The sequence below is a fragment of the Bradyrhizobium pachyrhizi genome, from assembly GCF_029714545.1.
Taxonomy (GTDB): domain Bacteria; phylum Pseudomonadota; class Alphaproteobacteria; order Rhizobiales; family Xanthobacteraceae; genus Bradyrhizobium; species Bradyrhizobium pachyrhizi.
Window position 1 is genome coordinate 6,736,704 of record NZ_CP121667.1, and the last position, 17,656, is coordinate 6,754,359.

Annotated in this window: 11 protein-coding genes; 7 read left to right on the plus strand and 4 right to left on the minus strand. The window is 63.8% G+C overall.

Annotation, left to right across the window (positions count from 1 at the left end):
* Positions 1 to 226: 226 nt before the first annotated feature.
* From QA639_RS32025 to QA639_RS32035, 3 genes are all read left to right on the plus strand, one after another.
* Positions 227 to 2,026: an FAD-dependent oxidoreductase gene (locus QA639_RS32025; RefSeq protein WP_283088023.1), complete on the plus strand. Its 1,800-nt coding sequence runs from the start codon at positions 227 to 229 to the stop codon at positions 2,024 to 2,026.
* Positions 1,996 to 3,843, plus strand: coding sequence for a 2-oxoacid:acceptor oxidoreductase subunit alpha (locus QA639_RS32030; RefSeq protein WP_157345439.1), 1,848 nt, complete (start codon positions 1,996 to 1,998; stop codon positions 3,841 to 3,843). The genes QA639_RS32025 and QA639_RS32030 overlap by 31 nt, the downstream gene beginning before the upstream one ends.
* A 130-nt stretch (positions 3,844 to 3,973) precedes the next feature.
* Entirely contained in the window at positions 3,974 to 5,029 is a 1,056-nt protein-coding gene (locus QA639_RS32035; RefSeq protein ID WP_028332672.1) for a 2-oxoacid:ferredoxin oxidoreductase subunit beta, read from the plus strand.
* A 617-nt stretch (positions 5,030 to 5,646) separates the two neighbouring features.
* Here QA639_RS32035 and QA639_RS32040 read toward each other — a convergent pair.
* The 4 genes from QA639_RS32040 to QA639_RS32055 form a co-directional block, all read right to left on the minus strand.
* Positions 5,647 to 6,843 (minus strand): ABC transporter substrate-binding protein, encoded by a 1,197-nt coding sequence (locus tag QA639_RS32040; RefSeq protein ID WP_167350382.1) that lies wholly within the window; start codon positions 6,841 to 6,843, stop codon positions 5,647 to 5,649.
* A gap of 252 nt (positions 6,844 to 7,095) precedes the next feature.
* A complete protein-coding gene (locus QA639_RS32045) occupies positions 7,096 to 8,640 on the minus strand; it encodes a SpoVR family protein (RefSeq protein ID WP_028332674.1) in 1,545 nt (514 codons plus the stop codon).
* A 4-nt stretch (positions 8,641 to 8,644) separates the two neighbouring features.
* A complete protein-coding gene (locus tag QA639_RS32050) occupies positions 8,645 to 9,913 on the minus strand; it encodes a YeaH/YhbH family protein (RefSeq protein WP_028332675.1) in 1,269 nt (422 codons plus the stop codon).
* Positions 9,914 to 10,021: 108 nt separating this feature from the next.
* Positions 10,022 to 11,965 (minus strand): PrkA family serine protein kinase, encoded by a 1,944-nt coding sequence (locus QA639_RS32055; protein ID WP_028332676.1) that lies wholly within the window; start codon positions 11,963 to 11,965, stop codon positions 10,022 to 10,024.
* A 498-nt stretch (positions 11,966 to 12,463) separates the two neighbouring features.
* On the opposite strand from QA639_RS32055, the gene QA639_RS32060 reads away from it, so the two are divergent.
* From QA639_RS32060 to gnd, 4 genes are all read left to right on the plus strand, one after another.
* Entirely contained in the window at positions 12,464 to 13,081 is a 618-nt protein-coding gene (locus QA639_RS32060; RefSeq protein WP_283088024.1) for a hypothetical protein, read from the plus strand.
* Between the two features lie 54 nt (positions 13,082 to 13,135).
* Complete coding sequence (locus QA639_RS32065; protein ID WP_283088025.1) at positions 13,136 to 13,579, plus strand: DsrE family protein; 444 nt, start codon at positions 13,136 to 13,138, stop codon at positions 13,577 to 13,579.
* A 217-nt stretch (positions 13,580 to 13,796) separates the two neighbouring features.
* Positions 13,797 to 16,643 (plus strand): bifunctional transaldolase/phosoglucose isomerase, encoded by a 2,847-nt coding sequence (locus tag QA639_RS32070; RefSeq protein ID WP_283088026.1) that lies wholly within the window; start codon positions 13,797 to 13,799, stop codon positions 16,641 to 16,643.
* A gap of 12 nt (positions 16,644 to 16,655) precedes the next feature.
* A complete protein-coding gene (gnd, locus tag QA639_RS32075) occupies positions 16,656 to 17,639 on the plus strand; it encodes a phosphogluconate dehydrogenase (NAD(+)-dependent, decarboxylating) (RefSeq protein WP_050383250.1) in 984 nt (327 codons plus the stop codon).
* The last annotated feature ends 17 nt before the right edge of the window (positions 17,640 to 17,656 follow it).

The window sequence follows — 17,656 nt, forward strand, 5'->3', positions numbered from 1 at the left end:
GCAGATCATGCTGCACCGCCACATAACGCAATCGAGATTAACGCTACACGCGCATCAGCCGCGCGAAAGCTGATGATCGGACAATTTAGCCTTTGCCTTCTCTGGAACGGCTCTAATAAGATAAGCCTATGATCCAATTCAAAAACCAGAACAACGCCACGTGAGCGTTCGTCGTCAACGATAAGGCCGCGCGGGTCTGGCATTTTCGCGCGGGTCAAAGGTAGGAATGAAACCGACTGATATCTCGGCGCCGGATTACTTTCACAAAGTAGTCGATTGCCAATGGGCCTGTCCCGCACACACCCCTGTTCCCGAGTACATCCGGTTGATTGCTGAGGGGCGTTACAGCGACGCCTACATGATCAATTGGAAGTCCAACGTGTTCCCCGGCATTCTCGGGCGCACTTGCGACCGTCCATGCGAGCCGGCATGCCGCCGCGGCCGCGTCGAGGACAATCCGGTCGCGATCTGCCGCCTGAAGCGCGTCGCCGCGGACTTCAAGGACGACATCAAGCATCGGCTGCCGAAGCCCGGGCCGAAGAACGGCAAGCGCGTCGCGCTGGTCGGCGGCGGCCCCGCCTCGCTCGCCGTGGCGCGCGATCTCGCGCCGCTCGGCTATCACTGCACCGTGTTCGACGGCGATCCCAAGGCCGGCGGCATGATGCGCAGCCAGATTCCGAAATTCCGCCTGCCTGACAGCGTGATCGACGAGGAGACCGACTACATCCTGAACCTCGGTGTCGAGTTCAGGGGCGGCCAGCGCGTCGACAGCCTGAAGCAGCTGCTCGCCGAGAACTATGACGCGATCTTCGTCGGAAGCGGCGCGCCGCGCGGCCGCGAGCTCGACATCCCCGGCCGCAAGGAGGCCGCCGCCAACATCCATATCGGCATCGAGTGGCTGGCCAATGTGTCGTTCGGCCACGTCGACAAGATCGGCCGCCGCGTCATCGTGCTCGGCGGCGGCAACACGGCGATGGATTGCTGCCGCACCGCGCGCCGCCTCGGCGGCGAAAGCGTCAAGGTGATCGTCCGCTCCGGCTTCGAGGAAATGAAGGCCTCGCCGTGGGAGAAGGAAGACGCGCTTCACGAGGACATCCCGATCCTCAACTACATGGTGCCGGTGGCGTTCAAGCATGTGGCCGGCAAGCTGATCGGCGTCACCTTCCAGAAGGTGAAGGCGGAGTACGACGCCAAGGGCCGCCGCAATCTGGTGCCCTCGGGCGAGCCGGACGAGACCGTGCCCTGCGACGATGTGCTCGTTGCCGTCGGCCAGGAGAACGCGTTCCCCTGGATCGAAGCCGATTGCGGCATCGAATTCGACAAGTGGCACATGCCGAAGGTCGATTCCAAGACGTTCGTCTCGACCAATCCGAAGGTGTTCTTCGGCGGCGATGCGGCGTTCGGGCCGAAGAACATCATCTGGGCGGTGGCGCATGGCCACGACGCCGCGCTCTCCATTCACCGATTGCTGTCCGGCGAGGACATCAACGAGCGCCCGCTGCCCGAGGTGCACGTCTCCTCGCAGAAGATGGGCATCCACGAGTGGAGCTACGACAACGACATCTCCGCCGACAAGCGCTTCAAGGTGCCGCATCGCGACAAGGTGGTCGCGCTGAAGGACATCCGCGCCGAGGTCGAGCTCGGTTACGACCTCAAGCTCGCACTTGGCGAGGCGCAGCGCTGCCTGAATTGCGACGTGCAGACGGTGTTCTCCGCGCCGCTCTGCATCGAGTGCGACGCCTGCGTCGACATCTGTCCGATGGACTGCATCAGCTTCACCGAGAACGGCGAGGAGGATGATTTGCGGCAGCGGCTGAAAGCGCCCTCGCCGCATCACGACCAGGCGCTCTACGTCTCCGGCGACCTCAAGACCGGCCGCGTCATGGTGAAGGACGAAGACGTCTGCCTGCATTGCGGGCTGTGTGCCGAGCGCTGCCCGACCGGCGCCTGGGACATGCAGAAGTACCTCATCGATATGGTTCAAGCGGGATCAACATGTCAGTCCAAAGCCCGATCAGCCGCGTAAACGACTTCGTCGTCCGCTTCGCCAACGTCAACGGTTCGGGCTCGGCTTCCGCCAACGAGCTGTTCGCGCGCTCGATCCTGCGCCACGGTGTGCCGGTCTCGCCACGCAACATCTTCCCGTCAAACATCCAGGGCCTGCCGACCTGGTATGAGGTGCGCGTCACCGAGGACGGCCATCTCGGCGCCCGCGGCGGCGTCGACATGATGGTGGCGATGAACCCGCAGACCTGGGACAAGGACGTCGCCTCGATCGAGCCCGGCGGCTATCTGTTCTACGATTCGACCAAGCCGATGCCGTCGTCGAAATTCCGCGAGGACATCACCGTCATCGGCGTGCCGCTGACCGCGATTACCAACTCGACCTACACCGATCCCAGGCAGCGCCAGCTGTTCAAGAACATCATCTATCTCGGCGCGCTCTGCGCCCTGCTCGACCTCGATCCCAAGCTGGTCGAGCAGCTCATCGGCGAGCAGTACAAGGGCAAGGAGAAGCTGCTCTCCTCCAACGTCCATGCGCTGCATCTCGGCCGCGACTGGGCGCTGCAGAACCTGAAATGCCCGGTCGGGCTGCGGGTGAAAAAGTCCGACAAGGTCGGCGACCGCATCTTCGTCGAAGGCAACAGCGCGGCCGCGCTCGGCGCCGTCTATGGCGGCGCCACCGTGTGCGCCTGGTATCCGATCACGCCGTCATCGTCGGTGGCGGAAGCCTTCACCAGCCACTGCAAGAAGTACCGCCACGATCCCGAGACCGGCAAGGCGAAGTACGCCATCGTGCAGGGCGAGGACGAACTCGCCTCGATCGGCATCGTGATCGGCGCCTCCTGGAACGGCGCGCGCGCCTTCACCGCGACCTCGGGTCCCGGCATCTCGCTGATGACCGAGTTCATCGGCCTGTCCTATTTCGCCGAGATCCCGGCCGTGATCATGAACATCCAGCGCGCCGGCCCCTCGACGGGCATGCCGACCCGCACCCAGCAGTGCGACGTGATCGCCTGCGCCTATGCCTCGCACGGCGACACCAAGCACGTGCTGCTGTTCCCGGAAGATCCGGCGGAGGCATTCGAGTTCGCCGCGGCCGCCTTCGACCTCGCCGAGCGGCTGCAGACCACGATCTTCCTGATGCTCGATCTCGACATCGGCATGAACCACCGGCTGTGCCGGCCGCTGAAGTGGGACGACGCCAAGCAATATGACCGCGGCAAGGTGATGACCGCGGAGATGCTCGAGGAAGGCCGCGACTTCGGCCGCTATCTCGACGTCGACGGCGACGGCATCCCCTATCGCACCTATCCTGGCACGCATCCGACCAAGGGCTCCTACTTCACCCGTGGCACCTCGCGCGACCGCTACGCGCGCTATTCCGAGGAAGGCGCGGTCTACGCCGACAACATGCAGCGCCTGGTGCGCAAGTTCGAGACCGCGCAGGACATGGTGCCGCGGCCGCTGCAGGCCAATGCGGCGAAGCCGACCAAATACGGCGTGATTTATTTCGGCTCGACCTCGCCCGCGATGGACGAGGCGATCGGGATCCTGGAGGCGCGCGGCCACCAGCTCGACCGCATGCGCATCCGCGCCTTCCCGTTCCACTCCAGCGTCGCAAGCTTCATCGCCGACCACGACTTCGTCTACGTGGTCGAGCAGAACCGCGACGCGCAGCTCCGCCAGCTGATCGTCAACGAGAACGGCATCGACCCCGTCAGGCTGGTGCCGATCCTGCACTATGACGGCACGCCGATCACCGCGCGCTTCATCGCGGGCGCCATCGGCGACCACCAGGACCACCTCAAGGTGACCCCTCTCCGCAAGGCCGTGACATGATCGATCACCTGATCTGTCCGCCGTCATGCCCGGGCTCGTCCCGGGCATCCACGACATCCTTTCTCCCGGCCAAGACGTGGATGGCCGGGACAAGCCCGGCCATGACGTGGCGGGGAGCGCAGGTGCTGTCATGACCTACATTGCAAAGCCGAAGTTTCATCATCCCGGCCTGAAGAAGAACGAGCTGGGCTATACCCACCGCGACTACGAGGGGAAGATCTCGACGCTGTGCGCCGGGTGCGGCCACGATTCGATCACCGCCTCGATCATCGAGGCCTGCTACGAGCTCTCGATCGAGCCGCACCGGGTGGCGAAGATTTCCGGCATCGGCTGCTCGTCGAAGACGCCGGACTATTTCCTCGGCAATTCGCACGGCTTCAACTCGGTGCACGGCCGCATGCCGTCGGTGCTGACCGGCGCCAATCTCGCCAACCGCGACCTGATCTATCTCGGCGTCTCCGGCGACGGCGATTCCGCCTCGATTGGCTTCGGCCAGTTCGCGCATTCGATCCGGCGCGCCGTCAACATGACCTATATCGTTGAGAACAACGGCGTGTACGGCCTGACCAAGGGCCAGTTCTCCGCCACCGCCGACCGCGGCTCGAAGTCGAAAAAGGGCGTCACCAACACCGACAATGCGATCGACCTGGTCGCGATCGCGCTGCAACTCGGCGCCACCTTCGTGGCGCGCAGCTTCTCCGGCGACAAGACGCAATTGGTTCCCTTGATTGCCGCTGCGATCCGCCACAAGGGAGCGTCCTTCATCGACGTGATCAGCCCCTGCATCGCCTTCAACAACCACGCCGGCTCGACCAAGAGCTTCGACTATGTCCGCGAGCACAATGACGCGGTGAACCGCCTCGACGTGCTGGTCGGCCGCGATCCGATCAGCGTCGACTATGCGCCCGGCACCGTGCAGGTGGTCGAGCAGCATGACGGCTCGCGGCTGGCGCTGCGCAAGCTCGACGCCGACTACGATCCGCATGATCGCCTCGGCGCCATGACCTTCCTGCAGAAGCACGCGGCCAAGGGCCAGATCGTCACTGGCCTGCTCTATGTCGATCCGGACGCCGAGGATCTGCACACCCATCTCGACACCGTCGAGACGCCGCTCAACACGCTGGACGAACAGGCGCTCTGCCCCGGCTCGGCCGTGCTGGACAAGATCAACGCCAGCCTGCGCTGAGCAGTGGCAGCACACTCCATGTCGTCCCTGCGAAAGCAGGGACCCATAACCACGGATTCAGATCGTCGGGCTACGCTGGAATGACGAGTCCCGTTCACAACAGAAGCCGCGGCGTATGGGTCCCTGCTTTCGCAGGGACGACAGCGGAGTTGGTGACGGCACCTTGTTGCTCAAGACGTCGCCGACTTGCTGTTACAAATATGGCGTGAAGGACGGGCAACAAATTTTGCGTCGTCCCTGCCTAGTGCGCAATTGCGCACGGGAGCAGGGACCCATAACCACCGATATGAATTGTCGAGCTGCGCTGGAACGACGAATCCCGTTCACAACAACAGCCGCGGCGTATGGGTCCCTGCTTTCGCAGGGACGACAGCGGAGTTGGTGACGGCACCTTGTTGCTCAAGACGTCGCCGACTTGCTGTTACAAATATGGCGTGAAGGACGGGCAACAAATTTTGCGTCGTCCCTGCCTAGTGCGCAATTGCGCACGGGAGCAGGGACCCATAACCACCGATATGAATTGTCGAGCTGCGCTGGAACGACGAATCCCGTTCACAACAACAGCCGCGGCGTATGGGTCCCTGCTTTCGCAGGGACGATAGCGGAGCTGGTGACGGCTACTTGTCGCTCAAGACGTCGCCGAACAGCGCCCAGGACTTGCCGTCGAACCGCGCCATCTGGATCTGGCGGATCGGCGTCACATTGTCGGGCTCGGTCTGCACCTTGATGCCGGGCAACAGCATCGGCAGCTCGAGCGCCTTCAGATTGGTCGCCTGCTTGATGATGTTGGCACGGCTGTAGTCGCCGTTGCAGTTCTTCAGCACCGCCGTCATGACCTGCGCCACCGTGTAGCCCTGCACGTTGAAGAGGTCGCCGGGGCTCGCATTCGGCTGGTACTTCTTCATCCAGTCCGCAAACTCCTTCTGTGCGGGATCGTTGGCCCAGCGCGGATCGGTCGGATCCTTCAGATAGAGGCCGGTCACGACGCCGATGACGTTCTCGAGACCGGCCGGTTCAAGCACCGCAGAGACGGAATTGGAGACGGTCGGCAGGATGGTCAGCGGCTTCCAGCCCATGCTCGCCGCCTTGCGCAGCGCCTGGGCCGCGAATTTCGGCGTCGCCTCCGCGAAGAAGACGTCCGCACCGGACTCGCGCATCGTCACCATCTGGGAATCGATGGTGGGATCGGTCGTGAGATACGTGGTCTCGGCGACGATCTGGCCGACATGCTCGCCGAGCCCGTCCTTGAACCCCCTCAGATAGTCCTTGCCGGCGTCCTCGTTCGGCGTGATGACGGCGATCTTCGCATCCGGCTTGGTCTTCAGGATGTATTTTGCGTAGAGCCGGCCTTCGAGCTCGTAGGTCGGATTGAAACCGACCGTCCACGGGAACTGCTTTGGATCGTTCCAGCGCGTCGCGCCGGAGGACACGAACAGCTGCGGCACGCGCTTGATGTTGAGGTACTTCTGCACCGAGATGTTCGGCGCGGTGCCGACCGCGCTGAAGACCGCGAGCACCTCGTCCTGCTCGACGAGCTTGCGGGTCTGCTCGACCGTCTTCGACGGCGAATAGGCGTCGTCGAGACTCTCGAAGTCGATCTTGCGGCCGTTGATGCCGCCCTGATCGTTGAGCATCTGGAAATACGCGGCTTCGGCACGCGCGATGGTGCCGTAGGCCGACGCCGGGCCGCTATAGGGCGCGGTGTTTCCTATTTTGATCGCGGTGTCGGCTGCCACGGACGGCGAGATCAACGAGGCCGTGAGGGCGGTGAAGGCGAGAAAGCCCGCCAGGCGGGAGCGAGTTGACAAGAGCATATCCTTTTCTTGGTTTTCTTGACGCGGTGCACATTATCCATCGCGTCCGGGCAGGCAATCACCAAGAACGTCCCGCGAGATTTCCGCATGCCGGCAATCGCGTTCGCGCATAGAACGCCATGCGCTTTCAAAGTCGGAATGTTGCCGTGATGTTCATGATGTGAGCCTTCGATAGACATGAAGGTTCACCGAGCAAGACTCGCATTCCGCGCGGCGGTGCGCGCCGCGCTCATGTCAGCGAGAGCGTGATCCTCAGGCCGCGACCGCAGCCGCGCGCGGGCTGACGACGTATTCCTTCAGCACCTTGTCGGTGCCGTCGATCTCGGTCAGCGCGACGTCGTAGGACCACAGATCGGCGAGGTGTTGCAGCACGCGCCGCGCGTCGGTCTCGTTGAGCTGCGCGCCCTTCACGGTGGTGTGGCGCAGCATCAGGCGGCGATCGCCGTCGAGATCGACATCCATGACCTCGATATTGGCGTCGACGAAGCCGACGTCGTATTGCCGCGCCAGCTCGCGGCGGACCCGGCGGTAGCCGCGCTCGTCGTGGATCGCGTCGACCTTGATCCCCTGGCTTTCCGCGGGGTCGTCGTGCAAATGGAACATGCGGAAGCGCCGGATCAGCGCCGGGCTGAGGAACTGGTTGATGAAGCTCTCGTCGCGGTAGTTGCTCCAGATCTCGCGCAGCACGCCCTCGACGTCGCCCTTGCCGGCGATGTCGGGGAACCACTCGCGGTCCTCGTCCTCCGGATTTTTCACGATCCGCTCGATGTCCTGCATCATGGCGAAGCCGAGCGCGTAGGGATTGAAGCCGGAATAGCGGCGGTCGTCGAATTCGGGCTGGAACACCACATTGGTGTGCGACTGCAGGAATTCGAGGAAATTGCCGTCGGTGATCCGGCCCTGCTGATGCAGCCGGCTCATGATGCGGTAATGGACGTAGGTCGCGGTGCCCTCGTTCATCACCTTGGTCTGGCCCTGCGGGTAGAAATACTGCGCGATGTGGCGAACGATGCGGATGAGCTCGCGCTGCCAGGGCGCAAGGCGCGGCGCGGTCTTCTCAAGGAAATACAGGATGTTCTCCTGCGGCAAGCCGAGCAGCGCGCGGCGGCGCTCGGCCGTGAGCGTAGCCTTGCTCTTGGCCTTGGTGTTCGGCACCGTCCGCCATAAATCGTTGAACACGCTTTCCTCGTGCTGCCGGCGCTCGCCGGCCCGCTTCTCCTCGGCACGCAAATCGAGCGTCTTCTTTCCGGGATAGCGGTCGACGCCATGCGACATCAGCGCGTGCGCGGCATCGAGCGTCCGCTCCACCGTCTCGCGGCCATGGCGGTCCTCGCAGACCGCGATGTAGCCTTTGGCGAATTCCAGATAGTCGAGAATGCCGTCGGCGTCCGTCCACTGCTTGAACAGATAGTTGTTCTTGAAGAAGTGATTGTGCCCGAACGCCGCGTGCGCGATCACCAGCGTCTGCATCGTCGCCGTGTTCTCCTCCATCAGATAGGAGATGCACGGCGAGGAATTGATCACGATCTCATAGGCCAGGCCCATCAGGCCCTTGCGATAGGACGCTTCCTGGAACGCGAACTGCTTGCCGAATGACCAGTGCTTGTAGAACAGCGGCATGCCGACCGAGGAATAGGCGTCGAGCATCTGCTCGGCGGTGATCACCTCGATCTGGTTGGGATAGACGTCGAGCCCGAGCTCGGTGCGCGCGATTTTTTCGCAGGCGTCGTGGACCCGCTGCAAGGTCTGGAAATCCCAATCGGCGCCCTCGAACAGCCGTTCCCCGGAAGAACCCATCACGCTACACCCTTTCCTGCTTGCTGCGGCGCTTGAACAGGTCCTGGAACACCGGGAAGATCTCGCCGCGCTCGCTCACCTTGCGCATCGACAGCGGCGCGCCCTCGTTGCGCAGACGCTCATAGAGCGTCCAGAGCGAGGAGTCCGGCATGTCGAAGGTGTAGTTGGCGGCTTCGCCGACCTCGAGATAGGCGAAGAACTGGCAGACCGGCAGGATCTTGTCGGTCAGGAGGTGACCGGTCAGCGCGCTGTCCGAGGTCATGTTGTCGCCGTCCGAGGCCTGGGCGGCGTAGATGTTCCAGTCGGCCGGACGGAAGCGGGTGCGGACGATATCGTTCATCGCGACCAGCGCGCTCGACACCAGCGTGCCGCCGGAAGCCGGTCCGTGGAAGAACGTATCCTCGTCGACCTCCTCGGCGCGATCGGTGTGGCGGACGAACACGATCTCGACGTGCTTGTAGCGCCGCTTCAGGAACACGTAGAGCAGCATATAGAACCGCTTCGCCAGATCCTTCATGTGCTCGGACATCGAGCCCGATACGTCCATCAGGCAGAACATCACGGCCTGCGCCACCGGCTTCGGCACCGTCTCGAACCGGCGGTAGCGGATATCGATCGGATCGATGAACGGGATCCGCTTGGCCTTGGCCTTCAGCGTTTCGAGCAGCGCCAGCAGCTCGCGGCGCCTCGCATCGTCGTCGCATTCCGCAAGCTCCGCCTCGAGCGCCTCGATGTCGTCCTTGCGCGGCCGGCGCAGTGCCACGCGCCGCGCAAGCGCCCGGCTCACCGTGCGGCTGATCGAGATGTTGGCGGGCGAGCCGGAGGTCGCATAGCCGGCGCGTTGAATACCTTCGCTTTCGGTTTCCGCGAGCTTGCGCTTGGCAAGATCGGGCAGTTCGAGGTCGTCGAGGAAGAGATCGACGAATTCGTCGCGGCTGAGCACGAAGCGGAAGGCGTCCTCGCTGTCGCCCTCGCCTGCGCCGGAGCCCTTGGCGCCGCTTTGGTTCGGGCGCTGCAGCCAGTCGCCCTCGACGAACTTCTTGTTGCCGGGCAGCACCATGTCACGCGTGCCGCCCTCGCGCCGGAACCGCGGCTCATCCATGCCGTCCAGCGGGATTGTCACTTCGCCGCCTTCCAGGACATCCTTGATGTCCCGGTCCTGTGACGACTTCTTGACGGCCCCCTGCACCAGCGCCTTGGCGCGCCGCAGGAAGCGCTGGCGGTTCTCCAGGCTCTTGCTACCCGGATTCAACCGCCGATCGACGATATGCATGACCACGTTGCATCTGCCTCACCGGATGCGATCATGACAGTCGCATCGCATTTTATTGGACAGGACGAGACGAAACGGAAAGCCGGTGCCGGCTTTCCGGATCGCGCATTAGCCGGCCTGCTTCACCCGCATGTACCACTCGACGAGCCGGCGGACCTGGCGCTCGGTATAGCCGCGCTCCACCATCCGCTCGACGAACTCGCCGTGCTTCTTCTCGGTCTCGCCGTCCTTCTTGGAGCCGAACGAGATGACCGGAAGCAGATCCTCGACCTGTGAGAATATCCGCTTCTCGATCACGTCGCGAACCTTTTCGTAGGAGGTCCAGCTCGGGTTCTTGCCGCCGTTATGTGCCCGCGAGCGCAACGAGAACTTGACGACCTCGTTGCGGAAGTCCTTCGGGTTGGCGATGCCGGCCGGCTTCTCGATCTTGGTCAGCTCCTGGTTCAGGAGCTCGCGGTTCATCAGCTGACCGGTGTCGGGATCCTTGAAGTCCTGATCCTCGATCCAGGCGTCGGCGTAGTCGACATAGCGGTCGAACAGGTTCTGACCGTAGTCGGCGTAGGATTCCAGATAGGCCTTCTGGATCTCGTTGCCGATGAACTCGGCATAACGCGGCGCGAGGTCGGCCTTGATGAATTCGAGATAGCGCTTCTCGGTCTCATCAGGGAGCTGCTCGCGGCGGATCGCCTGCTCGAGCACATACATCAGATGCACCGCGTCGGCACCGACTTCGGTAGTGTCGTGGTTGAAGGTCGAGGCCAGCACCTTGAAGGCAAAGCGGGTTGATGCGCCATCCATGCCCTCGTCGACGCCGGCAGCGTCCTTGTACTCCTGCACGCTGCGCGCCTTGGGATCGGACTCCTTGAGGCTCTCACCGTCATAGACCCGCATCTTGGCAAACAGCGTCGAGTTCTCGTGCTTGCGCAGACGCGACATCACCGAGAAGCGGGCCAGCGTTTCCAGCGTCGCCGGCGCGCACGGCGCGGCGGCGAGCTCAGAGCCCTGGATCAGCTTCTCGTAGATCTTCTGCTCCTCGGTCACCCGCAGGCAGTACGGGACCTTGATGACGCAGATGCGGTCGATGAAGGCCTCGTTGTTCTTGTTGGTCTTGAAGCTCTGCCACTCGGCTTCGTTCGAGTGCGCGAGGATGATGCCGGTGAACGGGATCGCGCCGATATTCTCGGTGCCGATGTAGTTGCCCTCCTGCGTCGCGGTCAGCAGCGGGTGCAGCATCTTGATCGGCGCCTTGAACATCTCGACGAATTCGAGCACGCCCTGATTGGCGCGGTTGAGGCCGCCGGAATAGCTGTAGGCGTCGGGATCGTTCTGGGCGTAGGTCTCGAGCTTGCGGATGTCGACCTTGCCGACCAGCGAGGAGATGTCCTGGTTGTTCTCGTCACCCGGTTCGGTCTTGGCGACCGCGATCTGGCGTAGCCTCGAGGGCTGGATGCGCGCGACGCGGAATTGCGAGATGTCGCCGCCGAAGGCCTCGAGCCGCTTGTAGGCCCAGGGCGACATCAGCCCGCTCAGCCGGCGACGCGGGATGCCGTATTTCTCCTCGATCATCGGCCCGAGTTGCTCCGGATCGAACAGCCCGAGCGGGCTCTCGAACACCGGCGAAAGCTCGTCACCCGCCTTCAGCACGTAGATCGGATGAACCTCCATCAGCGCCTTGATGCGCTCGGCGAGCGATGACTTGCCGCCGCCGACCGGCCCGAGCAGATAGAGGATCTGCTTGCGCTCTTCGAGGCCCTGCGCGGCGTGACGGAAGAAGCCGACGAGGCGCTCGATCGTGTCCTCCATGCCGTAGAAGCCGGCGAAAGCTGGATACGACCTGATCGTACGGTTCAAAAAGATACGGCCAAGGCGTGGGTCCTTGGCCGTGTCGATCATCTGGGGCTCACCGATTGCCGCCAATAACCGCTCGGCCGCATTTGCATATCGCATCGGATCACTTCGACACGACTCCAAATACTCGGCCATCGACATGTCGGTCTGGCTTCGCGCTTCAAACGACCTTGCGAAGGCGTTGAACAAAGAATCGTTGTACATGATCCCTCTCTCCACGATATGTATCGCCGCACGACTGACACGAGTCGTAACAAGAGCGTCCTAGGATCGAATCAGCGTCGGCACGCTGGGTCCATTGGACACTCGACCGACTCAGTTCGGCAATGCACGGCGCGTGCAGCCTCTGCCTTATCAACAGGCAGGAAGCTTAATGGTTCATCAATATCCCCTTGTTTTTGGTGGCTGTAACCCCTTCGCCACATCCGTGGTTTACCGGGGCCCAGGCCTCCGAAGCGGACATCCGAGCAGGGCAACTTCCCCGTCCGGCGATGAACGTTGGCTTCCCTGAAAAAGTGTGACCGTTCAGCCGTGGCGTCAAGATGCACGCGTCACAGACTCGCATGAACAAACGTTCAGCCGCCGTTGAACGTGCCTCCGTGTCGCCGCGACTAAGGCAACGAGCCCGCGCAGTTCCGCGCGGCACCATTGCCGCGCTTTAAAGATGACACCTTGGAGGCGCTGGCTATTCCCGAGCCGGTCATGAAGCAGGCGCTCCTTGTTGTCGCACTCGCAGCCGCCGCCCGTGCCGGCGCGCCGTTAACCGTTCAGGCGCAGGAAGGCGTCGACAAGGCCGCGGCGGCCGCCTTCGACAACAGGATGTTCGCCGGCCCGCCCAGCGTGAAAGCCTATGCCTGCTTCGTGCGGCGCTACGATGCAAATCATCTGGCGCAGCATCCGAAGCAGAAGGTCAGCGCGATGACGCTTCTGGTGTCAGCGGAAGACGCTCCGGAGGACAAGGCCACCAACTATTCATTCCGGCTCGGCGTCGCGTATCGCCACCGCCCTGGCAATTTCGACTCCAGCGGCTCCTGCAATCATGCCATCGCGGCCGAATCCGGCCACGAAATACGCTTCGAATGCGGCGTGGATTGCGAGGGCGGCGGTATCACCGTGGCGTTGTCCAAGGACAATAGATCCGCGATTGCGCGCCTTGGCCGCATCATGGTGTGGAATCGCAACAAGCCCGACGACGATGCGGGCGAAGCGCTGTTCGCCGCCGCCGACGACAAGACCTTTCGCGTCGATCGCCCGGCCTTGAGCGAATACGCCGAACTTGTGACCGACCGCAAGGAACTCGCTGCGCTCCGCCACAAATGACAGGTTTGCCCAAAGGGACAACACTGGATCAACAATAATTGCGCGAGAGACGCCATGCACCGACGCAGCATCCTCTGGGGCACCGTCTCGGCGATCGGCGCCGTCTTGGCAGCGTCCCGGACCGGCGCCGCCGCCGAAGCACCGCCGCAAAAGCTGAAGGTGGTCTATCACCTCGATGACCTCGACAAGGTCAATTTCGTGATCGGCAACATCCAGAACCATCTCGACGGCGTCGGCGGCCCCGGCAATGTGACGATTGCGCTGGTGGTGCGGCCGGGCGCTGAAGGCGTTTCATTCAGCAGCCGCCAATCCGAGCTATCAAAACATGTCGCGCGGTTCACCAAGGATGGGATCGAGTTCGCCGCCTGCGGCAACACCATGAAATCGCAGAACATCGGCCTCGCCGACTTGCTCCCCGGCTTCGTCGCCGCCGAGCGCGGCGGGGTGGTCCGCCTCGCCGAGCTGCAATCCCAGGGTTACCTCTACCTGCGCCCCTGACGCGCGGTCCTGCGCCGCAACACGTCATAAAAATGTGCTGAGATGGGGGTCTGCTCGCACCTGCGTCCGAGGGGATCGAACTGTTGTGAGTGGCGTTATCCCTTGGAAATGCTGATATTCCGCCCGGGGCTCCCGCCATGTTGACAATCCCCCTCCGCCCCCGAAAGCTGCCCGGGAACCCAAAAATCGACCCTCGATCGAACGAGAACAGACACCCATGAACCCCGTCAAAGCACTCGAAAATCACCGCCAGGCCGTCTGGCTGGACTTCCTCGCCCGCGGCTTCGTCGCCGACGGCGACCTGAAGCGGCTGATCGAGACCGACGGCGTCAAAGGCGTGACATCCAACCCCTCGATCTTCGAGAAGGCGATCGGCAGCTCGGACGAATATGACGGGGCAATCGGCAAGGCCCTCAAGAACGGCGACCGCTCGGTGGCCGACCTGTTCGAACACCTCGCGGTCGAGGACATCCAGCACGCCGCCGACGTGCTGCGCCCAGTCTACGACCAGAGCCACGGCGGCGACGGCTTCGTCAGCCTCGAGGTGTCGCCCTATCTCGCGATGGACACCAAGGGCACGATCGCGGAAGCCGAACGGCTCTGGAAGGACGTCCACCGCAAGAACCTGATGGTCAAGGTACCGGCGACGCCCGAGGGCCTGCCGGCCATCGAGTACCTGATCGGCGAAGGCATCAGCATCAACATCACGCTGCTGTTCTCGCAGAAGGTCTATCGCCAGGTCGCCGAGGCCTATCTCAAGGGTCTGGAGAAATACGTCGGCAAGGGCGGCGATCCCTCCCATGTCGCGAGCGTCGCGAGCTTCTTCGTCAGCCGCATCGATACCGCCGTCGACAAGCAGCTCGACGAGAAGATCGCCAAGGCCAACGATCCGCAGGAAAAGGAGCGGCTCGCGGCCCTGAAGGGCAAGGTCGCGATCGCCAATGCAAAGCTCGCCTATCAGGACTACAAGCGGCTGTTCGCAGGCAGCCGCTGGGACAAGCTGACGGCCAAGGGCGCCAAGCCGCAGCGGCTGCTGTGGGCGTCGACCGGCACCAAGAACAAGGACTATAGCGACGTGCTCTATGTCGAGGAGCTGATTGGCCCCGACACCGTCAACACCGTGCCGCCGGCAACGCTCGATGCCTTCCGCGACCACGGCAAGGTGCGCGACAGCCTCGAGGAGAACGTCGAGGACGCCCGCCGCGTGCTGGAAGAGCTGGAGAAGTCCGGCATCTCGCTCGATGCGATCACCGAGGAGCTGGTCAAGGACGGCGTCAAGCTGTTCGCCGATGCGGCCGACAAGCTCTACGGCGCGGTCGCCCACAAGCGCGCCACCTCGCTCGGCGGCGGCATCGACCGCCAGAAGCTCGCGCTCGGCGCCACCATCGAGAAGGCGGTCGAGAAGAGCACCGAAGAATGGCGCGCCTCCGCCCGGATCCGCAGGCTCTGGCACAAGGACAAATCGGTCTGGACCGGCGACGACGAGGACAAATGGCTGGGCTGGCTCACCAGCGCGGCCACCGCTGATGTCGCCGACTACGAGGACTTCGCCCAGCGCGTGAAGGGGCAGAACTTCACCGATGCGGTCGTGCTCGGCATGGGCGGGTCGAGCCTCGGGCCGGAGGTCCTGGCCCAGACCTTCCCGCACCGGTCCGGTTTCCCGCGGCTGCACGTGCTCGACTCCACCGATCCAGCGCAGGTGCGCGCGATGGAGGAGTATGTCGACATCGCAAGGACGCTGTTCATCGTCTCCTCGAAATCCGGCGGTACCACCGAGCCGAACGTGATGAAGGATTATTTCTTCGATCGGGTGGCGAAGGCGATCGGCAAGGACAAGGCCGGCCACCGCTTCATCGCGGTGACCGATCCGGGCTCGTCGCTGCAGAAGGTCGCGATCAAGCAGGGCTTTGCCCGCATCTTCTACGGCGACCCGGCGATCGGCGGCCGCTATTCGGTGCTGTCGCCGTTCGGTCTGGTGCCGGCGGCCGCTGCCGGCATCGACGTCCGCAGCCTGCTCGGCCATGCGCTCGCGATGGTGCGCTCCTGCGGTGCCGACGTGCCGCCGCAGGAGAACCCGGGCGTGCAGCTCGGGCTCGCGATGGGCATCGCCGGGCTCGAAGGCCGCGACAAGGTGACGATCTTCGCCTCGCCGGACGTTGCCGATTTCGGCGCCTGGGCCGAGCAGCTGATCGCGGAATCGACCGGCAAGGACGGGAAGGGCCTGATCCCGATCGAGGGCGAGACGATTGGCGACGCCACGGTCTACGGCAACGACCGGTTCTTCATCGATCTACGCACCGATAGCGAGAACGACGCCGCCCATGAGGCCAAACTCGCGGCGCTCGAGGCCGCCGGCCATCCCGTGGTTCGGATCGTGATGAAGTCGATCGACCATATCGGCCAGGAGTTCTTCCGCTTCGAGATCGCGACCGCGGTGGCCGGGTCGATCCTCGGCATCAACCCATTCAACCAGCCCGACGTCGAGGCCGCCAAGATCAAGACCCGCGAACTGACGGCAGCGTTCGAGAAGACCGGGTCGCTGCCGGCCGAGGAGCCGGTGGTGTCGGCGGACGGGGTCGATCTCTACACCGACGCGCAGAACGCCGAGGAGCTGCGCCAGGCCGGTGCGAACGGCGATCTCAACTCCTGGATCAAGGCGCACCTCTCGCGCTCCGGCAGCGGCGACTATGTCGCCCTGCTCGCCTATATCGAGCGCGATGGCGACACCATCGACGCCATGCAGGCGATGCGGCTGAAGGTACGCGACGCAAGACACCTTGCGACCTGTGCCGAGTTCGGCCCGCGCTTCCTGCATTCGACCGGGCAGGCCTACAAGGGCGGCCCCGACAGCGGCGTGTTCCTGCAGGTCACGACCGACGATACAGCGGACCTGCCGGTGCCCGGCCAGAAGGCGAGCTTCGGCGTGATCAAGGCGGCGCAAGCGCGCGGTGATTTCGACGTGCTCACCGAACGCGGCCGGCGGGCGCTGCGCGTGCATCTCAAGGGCGATCTCAGCTCAGGGCTCGCGGCGCTCGATGCCGCGATCTCGGCTGCACTGAACTGACGGAGGCGAGGGATGCAACTCGGCATGATCGGCCTCGGGCGGATGGGCGGCAACATCGTCCGCCGCCTGATGACCCAGGGCCACACCACCGTGGTCTACGACAAGGATCCGAAAGCCGTCGCGGCGCTCGTCGCCGACAAAGCGACCGGGTCCTCGTCGCTGGAGGATTTCGTCCTCAAGCTGGAGGCGCCGCGCACCGCCTGGGTGATGCTGCCGGCCGGCAAGATCACCGAAGCCACCATCGAGGCGCTGTCGAAGCTGATGCAGCCGGGCGACGTCATCATCGACGGCGGCAACACGTTCTGGCAGGACGACGTCCGCCGCGGCAAGGCGCTCAGGGAGCGCGGGCTGCATTACGTCGATGTCGGCACCAGCGGCGGCATCTGGGGCATCGAGCGCGGCTACTGCATGATGATCGGCGGCGACAAGAAAGTGGTCGACCGGCTCGATCCGATCTTCAAGACGCTGGCGCCCGGGATCGGCGACATTCCGCGCACCTCCGGCCGCGAGGGCCGCGATCCGCGCATCGAACAGGGCTACATCCACGCCGGCCCGATCGGCGCCGGGCATTTCGTCAAGATGATCCATAACGGCATCGAATACGGGCTGATGCAGGCCTATGCCGAAGGCTTCGACATCCTGAAGAACGCCAATATCGAGGCGCTGCCGGCCGAGCATCGCTTCGACCTCGACATCGCCGACATCGCGGAAGTCTGGCGGCGCGGCAGCGTGATCCCGTCCTGGCTGCTCGACCTCACCGCATCGGCGCTGGCGCAGAACCACACGCTCGACAATTATTCCGGCTTTGTCGAGGACTCCGGCGAAGGCCGCTGGACCGTCAATGCCGCGGTCGACGAAGCCGTGCCGGCCGAGGTGCTGACGGCCGCGCTCTACACGCGCTTCCGCTCGCGCAAGGATCACACCTTCGCGGAGAAGATCCTCTCGGCGATGCGCGCAGGTTTCGGCGGCCACAAGGAGCCGCCGAAAAAGGCATAAAAGCTCGAAGAGAACCG

Excerpts from the sequence above, each read along its gene's own strand:
- QA639_RS32065 (WP_283088025.1), top strand. The coding sequence starts at position 13,136 with ATGCACCGACGCAGCATCCTCTGGGGCACCGTCTCGGCGATCGGCGCC.
- QA639_RS32045 (WP_028332674.1), bottom strand. The coding sequence starts at position 8,640 with ATGGGTTCTTCCGGGGAACGGCTGTTCGAGGGCGCCGATTGGGATTTC.
- QA639_RS32050 (WP_028332675.1), bottom strand. The coding sequence starts at position 9,913 with ATGCATATCGTCGATCGGCGGTTGAATCCGGGTAGCAAGAGCCTGGAG.
- QA639_RS32055 (WP_028332676.1), bottom strand. The coding sequence starts at position 11,965 with ATGTACAACGATTCTTTGTTCAACGCCTTCGCAAGGTCGTTTGAAGCG.
- QA639_RS32070 (WP_283088026.1), top strand. The coding sequence starts at position 13,797 with ATGAACCCCGTCAAAGCACTCGAAAATCACCGCCAGGCCGTCTGGCTG.
- QA639_RS32040 (WP_167350382.1), bottom strand. The coding sequence starts at position 6,843 with ATGCTCTTGTCAACTCGCTCCCGCCTGGCGGGCTTTCTCGCCTTCACC.
- gnd (WP_050383250.1), top strand. The coding sequence starts at position 16,656 with ATGCAACTCGGCATGATCGGCCTCGGGCGGATGGGCGGCAACATCGTC.
- QA639_RS32035 (WP_028332672.1), top strand. The coding sequence starts at position 3,974 with ATGACCTACATTGCAAAGCCGAAGTTTCATCATCCCGGCCTGAAGAAG.
- QA639_RS32030 (WP_157345439.1), top strand. The coding sequence starts at position 1,996 with ATGTCAGTCCAAAGCCCGATCAGCCGCGTAAACGACTTCGTCGTCCGC.
- QA639_RS32025 (WP_283088023.1), top strand. The coding sequence starts at position 227 with ATGAAACCGACTGATATCTCGGCGCCGGATTACTTTCACAAAGTAGTC.
- QA639_RS32060 (WP_283088024.1), top strand. The coding sequence starts at position 12,464 with ATGAAGCAGGCGCTCCTTGTTGTCGCACTCGCAGCCGCCGCCCGTGCC.